At 68.1% G+C, this 10,643-nt stretch carries 12 protein-coding genes; 6 read left to right on the forward strand and 6 right to left on the reverse strand.

Annotation, left to right across the window (positions count from 1 at the left end; translation table 11 throughout):
* The first annotated feature begins 226 nt into the window (after positions 1-226).
* The 3 genes from NMD1_RS09730 (at position 227) to NMD1_RS09740 (ending at position 2,524) form a co-directional block, all read left to right on the forward strand.
* Complete coding sequence (locus NMD1_RS09730) at positions 227-703, forward strand: hypothetical protein (protein WP_233497483.1); 477 nt, start codon at positions 227-229, stop codon at positions 701-703.
* Positions 704-866: 163 nt separating this feature from the next.
* Complete coding sequence (locus tag NMD1_RS09735) at positions 867-1,256, forward strand: hypothetical protein (RefSeq protein WP_233497485.1); 390 nt, start codon at positions 867-869, stop codon at positions 1,254-1,256.
* Between the two features lie 74 nt (positions 1,257-1,330).
* Entirely contained in the window at positions 1,331-2,524 is a 1,194-nt protein-coding gene (locus NMD1_RS09740) for a glycosyltransferase family 1 protein (protein WP_124809970.1), read from the forward strand.
* A 211-nt stretch (positions 2,525-2,735) separates the two neighbouring features.
* Here the strand turns inward: NMD1_RS09740 and ruvC are convergent, their stop codons facing one another.
* The 4 genes from ruvC to NMD1_RS09760 all read right to left on the reverse strand — a co-directional run bounded on the left by ruvC (position 2,736) and on the right by NMD1_RS09760 (position 4,930).
* Complete coding sequence (gene ruvC, locus NMD1_RS09745; protein WP_125954554.1) at positions 2,736-3,212, reverse strand: crossover junction endodeoxyribonuclease RuvC; 477 nt, start codon at positions 3,210-3,212, stop codon at positions 2,736-2,738.
* Between the two features lie 120 nt (positions 3,213-3,332).
* Positions 3,333-4,076 (reverse strand): YebC/PmpR family DNA-binding transcriptional regulator, encoded by a 744-nt coding sequence (locus NMD1_RS09750; RefSeq protein ID WP_124809967.1) that lies wholly within the window; start codon positions 4,074-4,076, stop codon positions 3,333-3,335.
* 157 nt (positions 4,077-4,233) lie between these two features.
* Positions 4,234-4,470 (reverse strand): DUF2312 domain-containing protein, encoded by a 237-nt coding sequence (locus tag NMD1_RS09755; protein WP_124809966.1) that lies wholly within the window; start codon positions 4,468-4,470, stop codon positions 4,234-4,236.
* A gap of 121 nt (positions 4,471-4,591) precedes the next feature.
* Positions 4,592-4,930 (reverse strand): DUF1244 domain-containing protein, encoded by a 339-nt coding sequence (locus NMD1_RS09760; RefSeq protein ID WP_125954555.1) that lies wholly within the window; start codon positions 4,928-4,930, stop codon positions 4,592-4,594.
* Between the two features lie 98 nt (positions 4,931-5,028).
* On the opposite strand from NMD1_RS09760, the gene pyk reads away from it, so the two are divergent.
* On the forward strand, positions 5,029-6,495 hold the full coding sequence (gene pyk, locus NMD1_RS09765; RefSeq protein WP_125954556.1) for a pyruvate kinase: 1,467 nt from the start codon (positions 5,029-5,031) through the stop codon (positions 6,493-6,495).
* Positions 6,496-6,630: 135 nt separating this feature from the next.
* A complete protein-coding gene (locus NMD1_RS09770; protein ID WP_125954582.1) occupies positions 6,631-8,247 on the forward strand; it encodes an inorganic phosphate transporter in 1,617 nt (538 codons plus the stop codon).
* A 40-nt stretch (positions 8,248-8,287) separates the two neighbouring features.
* On the opposite strand, the gene NMD1_RS09775 is transcribed toward NMD1_RS09770, so the two are convergent.
* Positions 8,288-9,256 (reverse strand): SDR family NAD(P)-dependent oxidoreductase, encoded by a 969-nt coding sequence (locus tag NMD1_RS09775; RefSeq protein WP_125954557.1) that lies wholly within the window; start codon positions 9,254-9,256, stop codon positions 8,288-8,290.
* Between the two features lie 135 nt (positions 9,257-9,391).
* Here NMD1_RS09775 and NMD1_RS09780 point away from each other — a divergent pair, with 135 nt between their 5' ends.
* Complete coding sequence (locus tag NMD1_RS09780) at positions 9,392-10,012, forward strand: TetR/AcrR family transcriptional regulator (protein WP_125954558.1); 621 nt, start codon at positions 9,392-9,394, stop codon at positions 10,010-10,012.
* 3 nt (positions 10,013-10,015) lie between these two features.
* Here NMD1_RS09780 and NMD1_RS09785 read toward each other — a convergent pair.
* On the reverse strand, positions 10,016-10,643 hold a 628-nt coding region (locus tag NMD1_RS09785), incomplete at its 5' end, for an ABC transporter ATP-binding protein (RefSeq protein ID WP_147457741.1).

Genomic DNA, 10,643 nt, shown 5'->3' on the forward strand with positions numbered 1-10,643 from the left:
AAGTAGGGCGAATTATTTGCGGCAACGCAACCCGTACCGCCAAAACGCACACAGTTTCCGCCGCTCCCCGAGGTCGCATATTTGTTCATCAAACCCGGAATGAACCTGAACAAAAGCTGCCAGTTCCTTTCCGGTTTCGTTCAGCGCGAATCGCCTAGACCGCTTCTCACGGCGGCACATCGGGGAAGGCACGGGGCTTTCCAGGGACCGTTCCGGGAGAACGCTCATGATGCAATTCGCGAAGAAGGCGATCCTCGCCACCGCGCTGGCCGCCACCACGTTTGCCAGCGTCGCGCCGGCCTCGGCCCGGCCCTATTACGGCGGCGGCTATGGCGGCGGTTATCATCGCGGTGGTGGGGACGCCACCGGCGCCGCGATCGTCGGCGGGATCGTCGGCATCGCCATCGGCGCGCTGATCGCCTCGAGCGCCAACAGCAACAAGCACGACCGCTACCGCGATCGCGGCTGGACCTGGCGCGACGGATACTACTGGGACCGTGACGGTCGTCGCTATGACCAGAACGGCCGGCCCTGCGATGACGAGGGCTACTACGCCCGCCGCGGGTACAACGACAACGGCTACTACGGGCGCGACGGCTACAACAACCAGGGTTACAACAACCAGGGTTACAACAACGGCTACGGTGGCGACTACCGGGACGGCTATCGCGGCGATCCGCGTGGCTATCCCTACGGCAACTGATCCGGGGGGACGGGACGGGGGCGACCCCGTCCCGTTTTGCGACGGATCGTGCCCCGATAACGCCGTGTGACGGGATTTTTCAGGCTCCGTTCAGCGCGAGCCGGGCAGATGAAAAGGCAACAGTCCGTGCCAGGGACCGACACGGCGGATGAGGAGAACAGTCGTGAACCATCTCAAGAAAGGCATCGTTGCGATGACGCTGGCGGCCACCGCGCTGGCGGCCGCGGCTCCGGCCCAGGCACGCCCCTACTACGGCGGCCCCTATTATGGCCATCGTGGTGGCGACAGCACGGGCGCGGCGATCGCGGGCGGCATCGTCGGCCTGGCGGTCGGCGCGGCCATCGCGTCGAACCACCGCGACCGCTACTATGATCGCGGCTATTATGCCGACTACCCGGCGTATCCGGCCTATCCGGCGCCGGTCTATCCCGCCTATCCGGTCTATCCGCGCAGCTACTATTACGCGCCGCCGCCCCCGCCGCCCGTGGTGGTCTATCGCGGCGGCTGGGGCTGGCACGGCGGCTGGCACCACGGATACCGCCGCGGCTGGTAAAGGCACCGCGGTTTGCCTCGGCCGCTACCTTTCGTGTACTCGCCAAGCACGAAAGGGGCGGCTAAGGGGACGCGATGGTCGACTCCACCGATACTGGGTCCTTGCCCGCCACGACCCAAGGGCTGCGCGTGGCGCTGTTCAGCGGCAACTACAACTATGTCCGCGATGGCGCCAACCAGGCGCTGAACCGGCTGGTCGGCTATCTCCAGCGCCAGGGCGCGCAAGTGCGCGTCTATGCGCCCAAGGTGGCCAACCCCGCGTTCCCGTCCAAGGGTAAGCTGGTCGGGGTGCCTTCCATCGCCATTCCCGGCCGCGCGGAATACCGCCTGCCAATCGCGCTCAGCCCGCGTGTGCGGCGCGATCTGGCCACGTTCGCGCCGCATGTGGTCCACGTTTCCTCGCCCGACATCGCCGGCCACCGCGCGGTCAGCTGGGCGCGCCGGCACCGCCTGCCGATCCTCGCCTCGGTCCACACCCGGTTCGAGACCTACCCCCGCTATTACAACATGGCGTTCCTGGAACCGGTGCTCGAGGCCGTGCTGCGCCGTTTCTATCGCCGTTGCGATGCGCTGGTCGCGCCGTCCGAATCGATGGCGCAAGTGCTGCGCGCGCAGCGCATGAACTACGACATCGACATCTGGTCGCGCGGGGTGGACCGCGATGTCTTCCATCCTGGCCGCCGCGATACCGCCTGGCGGCAAAGCCTGGGCATCGCCGATGACGAGGTGGTGATCGGCTTCCTCGGCCGCCTGGTCATGGAAAAGGGGCTGGACGTCTTTTCGGATTCGATCGACCAGCTTGCCCGGCGCGGCGTGGCGCACCGGGTGATGGTGGTAGGAGAAGGGCCGGCGCACGACTGGTTCACCGAACGGTTGCCGCAAGCCGTGTTCACCGGCTTCCAGGGCGGCGCGGACCTTGGCCGCGCGGTCGCCAGCATGGACGTGCTGTTCAACCCGTCCATCACCGAGACATTCGGCAACGTCACGCTGGAGGCGATGGCCTGCGGCGTGCCGGTGGTCGCGGCGGCGGCCACGGGCAGCCAGAGCCTGGTCGACGACGGCGTTTCCGGCCGGCTGATCGCCCCCGGCGCGGTGCGCCAGTTCGCCGAGGCCCTGCGCGCCTATGTCGAGGACGCCGACCTGCGCGCGCGCCACGGCGCAGCGGGCGAGGCGCGCAGCCTGGAGTTCAGCTGGGACCGCATCAACCAGGCGGTGGCCGATACCTACCTGCGGCTGATCCGGCAGAAGGGCAAGGCGAAGCGGCGGTAGGGGTATTCGGGGAGGGATGCGGTTCGCGAGCAATCCCCTATGTCCGCTCGTCCTGAGCCTGTCGAAGGACGCGCTCCGTGCTGGCCGCGCGCGGTAAACCGCCTCAATATCAACCGTATCGCGGGTCCTTCGACGGGCTCAGGACGAGCGGGGTTTTGCGTGCCCAAACTCCGCAACCTCGTCGCGTCCGCAAGGGCAGCCTGACGGGCGTTTACCGGTGGCTGCCCAGCATGTTGGCGTGGGTGATCGCCACGGCGAGCGCGTCCGCCGCGTCCTCGCCGGCCAGTTTCACGCCGGGGAGCAGCACTTTCAGCATCGCCTGAACCTGCAGCTTTTCCGCGCCGCCGGTGCCGACCAGCGCTTTCTTGATCACCTTGGTGGGGTATTCCGCCACCGGAATGCCCGCGCGCGCCACCGAAAGCATGGCGACGCCGCGTGCTTGCCCCAGCTTCAGCGTCGATTGCGGGTTCACGTTGACGAAGACTTCCTCGACCGCGCCGGTATCGGGGCGGTGGGCCAGGATCACATCGGTCAGCGCGGCGTCCAGCTCCACCAGCCGTTCGGCCAAGCTGGCCTTGGCATCGGTGCGGATCTGGCCGTTGGCGATGTGGCTCAGCCGGCTGCCCGCCTTGGCCACCACGCCCCAGCCGGTGCAGGTGAGGCCGGGATCGATGCCGAGGATGATCATTCCTGCCCCTTCCGCAGACGGGAGGCCAATGGGTGGGAAGGTCCGGCGCCGCGCCCCGCAAGGCCCACCCCCGACCCCTCCCGCAGGCGGGAGGGGGGAGGCCTCAGGCCAGCTTTTCCATTACCCAAGCTTTTCCATTACTTCGTCGGGGATTTCGTAGTTGCCCCACACGGTCTGTACGTCGTCGTCGTCGTCCAGCACGTCGATCAGCTTGAGCAGCGTGGCGGCGTCGTCGGCGGAAACCTCGGTCTTGAGGTTGGGCCGCCATGCCAGCTTCACGCCTTCGGCTTCGCCCAGCGTCTTTTCCAGCTCGCGCGCCACTTCGTGGAGGTTTTCCACCGCAACCCAGATCGAATGCGATTCCTCGTCGCTTTCGACATCGTCGGCGCCGGCCTCGATCGCGGCTTCGAGCACCTTTTCCTCGTCACCGGCCTTGCCGGGGTATTCGATCAGGCCGAGCCGTTCGAAGCCGTGGCTGACCGCGCCGCTGGCGCCCAGGTTGCCGCCGTTCTTGGCGAAGGCGGTGCGGACGTTGGTGGCGGTGCGGTTGCGGTTGTCGGTCAGCGCCTCGACGATCAGCGCGACGCCGCCGGGGCCGTAGCCTTCATAGCGGATTTCCTCGTAGTTCTCGGCATCGCCCTTGCTGGCCTTGTCGATCGCGCGCTGGATGTTGTCCTTGGGCATCGACTGCGCCTTGGCGGCGTTGACCGCGGCGCGCAGGCGCGGGTTCATGTCCGGATCGGGCATGCCCATCTTGGCCGCGACGGTGATTTCGCGGCTGAGCTTGGAGAACTGGGCAGAGCGCTTCTTGTCCTGCGCGCCCTTGCGGTGCATGATGTTCTTGAATTTGGAATGGCCTGCCATGGGAACCTTCGGAAGTCTGCGAGTTGCGGAGCTTCCGGCATCCTCGGCGCCCCGGTTGCGCGCGCCTTACACCGCGCGGGGGGGCGATAGCAACCGCCCCCGGAATTCCCGCTGTTGTCGGTGTTTGCGCGCGCGGTGGTTCCGCGTCGGTTCGGGGTCAGCCCAGGCCCAGCGCGGTCTTGTAGGTTTCGAGAACCATTTCCATCTCGCGGCGGTCGTCGGGCTTCATCTTCCGCAGGCGGACGATCTGGCGCATGATCTTGGCGTCGTAGCCCACGGCCTTGGCTTCGTTGTAGACATCCTTGATGTCGTCGCCGATGCCCTTCTTTTCTTCTTCAAGGCGTTCGATGCGCTCGATCAGGAGGCGCAGGCGATCATCGGCGGCTTCGGCCATCGGGAAACTCCGAAAAGGTTATGGTGAATCGGTCGGCCGCGCTGATAGCGGGCGCGCCGGTTCGCGCAAAGCGGCGGCTGTGGAAATCCTCTCCGCTGGCGGCGGAACTATCGGCGGATCGTCAGTGTCCGGCGTTCTTCTTCATGCTTTCCTCCATGCGCGCCAGCTGTTCGGGCGTCGCTTCGGTCTGGAAGCGGGCCTTCCATTCGGCGGCGGGCAGGCCGTGGATCGCTTCGCGCGCGGCGGCCTTGTCCAGTCCGGCGCCGGCCTCGTTGATCCAGTCGGCCAGGCAGTTGCGGCAGAAGCCCGCCAGGCCCATCAGATCGATGTTCTGCGCATCGTGGCGGTGGCGCAGGTGGCGCACCAGACGGCGGAACGCGGCGGCGGCCACCGCATCGGGCAGGGTATCGAGCGCGTCGGCGGGGGTATCGCCGGCACCGGGTGTCGCATTCGTATCCATGGCAATCATTCCCTTGGGTTTTCCCGTCGCATAGGCCATAGGCCGGGGCCATTGAAGAGGCGCTTTCCGTAAGGGCCGCAAAAGCTAGGGAGCCACGCGTGGCGAAACATGATCCCCGGGGCCGCAAGGTGAAGATTCTGGCGACGGTAGGCCCGGCCAGCCGCGCGCCCGAGATGCTCGAAAAGCTGTTCCGTGCCGGCGCCGACGCCTTCCGCGTCAACATGAGCCATGGCGATCACGCCACCCACGCCGAAACGATCGCCTCGATCCGCGCGCTGGAAAAGAAGGTCAACCGGCCGATCACGATCCTGTGCGACCTGCAGGGGCCGAAGCTGCGCGTGGGCACGTTCCGCGAAGGCCGCGCGGTGATCCGCCATTCGGGCCACTTCACGCTGGACCGCAATCCCGAACCGGGCGACGAGACGCGCGTCTGCCTGCCGCATCCCGAACTGTTCGGCATCCTCGAAAAAGGCCAGCGCCTGCTGATCGACGACGGCAAGCTGAGGTTGCGCGTGATCCGCGCGGACAAGGACGCGATCCTGTGTTCGGCCGAGGTCGGCGGGGTGATTTCCGACCGCAAGGGCGTGAACGTGCCCGATGCGGTGGTGCCGGTGCCGGCGCTGACCGACAAGGACCGCCGCGATCTGGCCTTCGCGGTGGAGCATGGCGCGGACTGGATCGCGCTGTCGTTCGTGCAGCGGCCCGAGGACGTGGCCGAGGCGCGTCGCCTGATGGGCGGATACGGTTCGCTGATGGCCAAGATCGAGAAGCCGGCGGCGATTTCGCGGCTGGAGGAGATCATCGAACTCTCCGACGGCATCATGGTGGCGCGCGGCGATCTGGGCGTGGAGCTGAACCCCGAGGAAGTGCCGCCGCTGCAGAAGCGCATCGTCGAATTCGCGCGGCGGCAGGGCAAGCCGGTGGTTGTCGCCACGCAGATGCTCGAATCGATGATCGAAACCCCGACGCCGACGCGCGCCGAAGTTTCCGACGTGGCCAACGCGGTCTATGACGGCGCGGACGCGGTGATGCTCTCGGCCGAAACCGCCGCCGGCGCCTGGCCGGAGGAAGCGGTGACGATCATGCACCGCATCGCCGCGCAAGTGGAAGCCGATCGCGGCTATGCCGCGCGCGTCCATTTCATCGAGACCCTGCCCGATCCGACGACGGCAGACGCCCTGTCGCAAGCCTGCGCCAGCATTGCCGATACGCTGCCGATCTCGGGCATCATCGTGTTCACGGGATCGGGATCGACCGCGCGCCGCGTCGCGCGCGAGCGGCCGGCGGTGCCGATGCTGGTGCTGACGCCGTCGGTGAAGACCGCGCGCAAGCTAGGCCTGCTGTGGGGCGCGCACGCCGTGACCACGCGCGACATCGGCAGCTTCGAGGAGATGATCGCCAAGGGCAAGCGCATGGCGCTGCGCCACGGCTTCGGCACGGCCGGTGCCAGGCTGGTGACGCTGGCCGGCGTTCCCTTCGGCACGCCGGGCGCGACCAACCTGCTGCACGTGGTCACGCTGGCAGGCGACGAACTGACGCGGCACGGCGAGCAGCCCGACACCTGACCGGTGACGATCGGGTCTCCGCGCGGCGGGGGCGCTGTAACATTGAAACAAAAGTGTCATGTGGCGCGCCTACGGCAAGTCTGAGCAAGAATGCTCAGGGCCACAGATTCGGGTTTCATGAACGCATCGATTACCATGTCCGGCGCCGCTTCCGGCGTCGGCGGTTCCAAGCCGGCCGGGCGGCCCGATCTTGACCGCGGCCTGGGCCGGGTGGGGATGATCGCCTTCGTCGGCGCGATCGCTGCGGCCGTCGCCTATGTCGCCTGGAGCATCTATTCCGACGCCGCGGCCTCGGGCGTGCAGCCGACGACCTACCTGCCGTTCGTGCTGCTGTTCGTGGCCCTGCTGATCGCGCTGGGCTTCGAATTCGTGAACGGCTTCCACGATACCGCGAACGCGGTGGCGACGGTGATCTACACCAACGCCATGCCCGCGCACGCGGCGGTGGTGTGGTCCGGCTTCTTCAATTTCCTGGGCGTGCTGCTGTCTTCCGGCGCGGTCGCCTTCGGCATCGTTTCGCTCCTGCCGGTGGAACTGATCCTCAAGGTGGGGTCCAACGCCGGTTTCGCGATGGTGTTCGCGCTGCTGATCGCGGCGATCGTGTGGAACCTCGCGACGTGGTGGTTCGGCCTGCCTTCGTCCAGCTCGCACACGTTGATCGGCTCGATCATCGGCGTCGGCGTCGCCAACGCGCTGCTGCATGGCAAGAGCGGCACCTCGGGCGTGGACTGGGGCAAGGCGACCGAAATCGGGCAGGCGCTGCTGCTGTCTCCGCTGATCGGCTTCGGCGTGGCCGCGCTGCTGCTGCTGGCGATGAAAGTGCTGGTGCGCAACCGCGCGCTCTATGCCGAACCGAAGGACGGCGTGCCGCCGCCGTGGTGGATTCGCGGGCTGCTGATCTTCACCTGCACCGGCGTCAGCTTCGCGCACGGCTCGAACGACGGGCAGAAGGGCATGGGCTTGATCATGCTGATCCTGATCGGCACGGTGCCCACCGCCTATGCGCTGAACCGCGCGGTGCCCGATCGCTACATGGCGGAGTTCCATGCCAATACCCTGGCCGCCGCCGGCGTGCTGGGTGCGCCCGCCGCTTCCGGGACCACGCCCGCACAGGCCCGCGAGGCCATCACGCGTTACATCGCTGATCGCAAGTTCACGCCCGCCACGCTGCCGGCGCTGGGCGTGCTGATCCGCGATGTCGACACGCAGGTCAGCGAATACGGTTCGCTGGCCAAGGTGCCGGCCGCTGCCGTGGGCAACATCCGCAACGACATGTACCTTGCTTCGGAGGCGATCCGCTGGCTGGGCAAGGACAAGAAGGCCGCGCTGCCCGAAGCGAGCACCAAGGCGCTGACCGCCTACAAGGGCTCGCTCGACGCTGGCACCCGCTTCATCCCGACCTGGGTGAAAGTGGCTGTCGCCGTGGCGCTCGGGCTGGGCACCATGGTCGGCTGGAAGCGCATCGTGGTGACGGTGGGCGAAAAGATCGGCAAATCGCACCTGACCTATGCGCAGGGTGCCTCGGCCGAACTCGTGGCCATGGGCACGATCGCCGGCGCGGACATGCTGGGCCTGCCGGTTTCGACCACGCACGTCCTCTCCTCCGGCGTGGCGGGCACGATGGCGGCCAACCGGTCGGGCCTGCAGATGGGCACGATCCGCAACCTGCTGATGGCCTGGGTACTGACGCTGCCGGCCTCGATCCTGCTCTCGGGCGGGCTTTACCTGCTGTTCCACGCGCTCGTCGGATAGCGCGGCGGCGCGGGAGAGAAGCCCCGCGCCACCTTCGGCTTCAGAACCGTTCGCCGACCATTTCCTCGCTCTTCGCCCAGAGCGCGCGGGCGTTGTCCGGATCGAGCGCGTAGGAACGCACGCCTTCGGACACCGGGCTGATGAGTCCGTCGGTCACTTCGGAAACGTGGCAGTTCTCGCAATAGCGCCCGCCGACCTCGTCCGCACTGGCGACCATGCCGGCCCAGACCGAGGTCGCCGCGCCCTGCGGAATGGTCTTCCAGGCGAAGGGCGGCTTTCCTTCCGTCGCCAGATCGGCGTTGATCTGTTCCACCAGCGCATCGAGCGCGTCCTGGCCCATATGGCGGCCCAGTTCGGTGTTGATGCCGCCCGGATGCAGCGCGGTGGCGCGCACGCCGCGATCCCGGTGGCGGCGGTCGAATTCCACCGCGAACAGCACGTTCGCGGTCTTCGAGCGGCCATAGGCTTCGAAGGGCGTATACGGCGTGCGATCGAAGTTGGGATCGTCCAGATCGACGTCGGAGAAGCGGTGGCCCGACGAGGCGACGGCGACGAACCGGCCACCCGGCGCGATCAGCCCGGCGATGCGGTTGACGAAGACGAAATGGCCAAGGTGGTTGGTGCCGAACTGGGTCTCGAAGCCATCCGCCGTCTTGCCCAACGGCGTGGCCATGACGCCGGCGTTGGCGATGACGAGGTCGAACGGCCGTCCATCGGCGACGAGCGCGTCGGCCGCGGCGCGGACGCTGGCGAGCGAGGCCAGATCGAGCTCGATCAGGTCGAGCCCGCCACCGTTGGCGGCCTGTTCGCGCACCACGGCGGTCGCGGCTTCGGCCTTGGCGAGATCGCGCACGGCGCCCACCACCTGCGCGCCATGCGCGGCCAGGGCGCGCGCGGTTTCGACGCCGAGGCCGGCGGAAACGCCGGTGACCAGCACGCGCTTGCCGGAAAGATCGATGCCGGCCAGCACGTCGTCGGTGGTGGATGTGGCTCCGAAGGTCTGGGACATGAAAGGGACTCCTGTCTGGGGCGCACCGCTCCCGCCGCCAGAAGGCCCATTGCCTGCCGCCGGTTGAGGGTATATGAAAGGGAGGGTTCCTCCGCTTTAATACGGAGGCATCCTCCGTTTATCAAGGGGCGTCGTGTGGCGACGGTCGAAAAAGTTTCCGGTGCCGAAGCCGGCCGGCGGCCGCGTGCCGATGCGGCCCGCAATCGCGCGCGGCTGCTGGATGCGGCCAAGGCGGTCTTCGCGGCGAAGGGCGCCGACGCGAGCCTGGAGGCGATCGCCCGCACGGCGGGGGTGGGAATCGGCACGCTCTATCGCCATTTCCCCACCCGCGATGCGTTGATCGAGGCGGTCTATCGCAACGAGACCGACCAGCTTGGCGAAGCGGCGCGGCGCTTGGCCGCCGAACTGCCACCGCTGCCGGCGCTGCGCTCCTGGATGCTGGCCTTCGTGGACTACATGGCGACCAAGCAGGGCATGACCGACCTGCTCAACGCGATGCCGGCCGGCCCAGGCCAGCTCTATGCGGCATCGGGCGCCGTGATGCGCGAGGCGATGGTCGCGCTGATCGGCCGGGCGGTGAACGCGGGCGAGATGCGGTTCGATGGCGATCCGTTCGATCTGCTGCGCGCGCTGGGCGGGGTCGCCAGCCTCGGCCGCGATGACGACTGCGATAATGAGCGTGATAACGGTGGCGGGGCGGCGGCACGCGCTATGGTTGACATCCTGATTGCCGGCCTGCGCGCGCCGCGCGCCTGAGGCTCAGCCGAGCGGAACGGTCTGCTCCGCCAGTGCGGCCATCGCCGGGCGGTGGCTGACGAGGATCAGGCCGCTGCCGCTCGTATCGAGCCAGTCGCGCAGGCGCACGACGAGCAGCGCCTCGGTTTCCGCATCCAGTCCCTCGCTCGGTTCGTCGAGCACCAGCCAGGGCCGGCCGGCCAGCAGCGCGCGGGCGAGCGCGATGCGGCGGCGCTGGCCGCCCGAAAGCCGCGCGCCATCGCCGCCCAGCCACTGGTCCAGCCCTTCGGGCAGCGCGCGCACCACGTCGTCGGCACAGGCGACGCGCAGCGCGTCCCACATGCGCGCTTCGTCGAGGCCGGGCGCGGCAAGGCGCAGATTGTCGGCAATGGAGCCGGCGATCAGCGGCGCGTCCTGCGCGGCGAGCGCGAACAGCGGGCGGCGGCTTTCGGGGGCGATGGCGGTCAACGGTATGCCGTCGATTGCCATGGTCTGCGGGGCATCGTCGCGCAGGCCGGCGAGCGTTTCGACCAGCCGGGTCTTGCCCGCGCCCGATCGTCCGGCGATGCGCAGCCGCGCGCCGCCCGTGCAGGCCGCACCGGCGATGGTCAGCGTTTCGCCCTTGATGTCCGGGCCGTTGGGCGTGGGGCCG

The sequence above is a fragment of the Novosphingobium sp. MD-1 genome (assembly GCF_001014975.1).
Taxonomy (GTDB): Bacteria; Pseudomonadota; Alphaproteobacteria; order Sphingomonadales; family Sphingomonadaceae; genus Novosphingobium.

Coding starts and splice junctions, on each gene's coding strand:
- NMD1_RS09730 (WP_233497483.1), top strand. CDS start 227: ATGATGCAATTCGCGAAGAAGGCGATCCTCGCCACCGCGCTGGCCGCC.
- NMD1_RS09740 (WP_124809970.1), top strand. CDS start 1,331: ATGGTCGACTCCACCGATACTGGGTCCTTGCCCGCCACGACCCAAGGG.
- ruvC (WP_125954554.1), bottom strand. CDS start 3,212: ATGATCATCCTCGGCATCGATCCCGGCCTCACCTGCACCGGCTGGGGC.
- NMD1_RS09750 (WP_124809967.1), bottom strand. CDS start 4,076: ATGGCAGGCCATTCCAAATTCAAGAACATCATGCACCGCAAGGGCGCG.
- NMD1_RS09755 (WP_124809966.1), bottom strand. CDS start 4,470: ATGGCCGAAGCCGCCGATGATCGCCTGCGCCTCCTGATCGAGCGCATC.
- NMD1_RS09760 (WP_125954555.1), bottom strand. CDS start 4,930: ATGGATACGAATGCGACACCCGGTGCCGGCGATACCCCCGCCGACGCG.
- NMD1_RS09770 (WP_125954582.1), top strand. CDS start 6,631: ATGTCCGGCGCCGCTTCCGGCGTCGGCGGTTCCAAGCCGGCCGGGCGG.
- NMD1_RS09775 (WP_125954557.1), bottom strand. CDS start 9,256: ATGTCCCAGACCTTCGGAGCCACATCCACCACCGACGACGTGCTGGCC.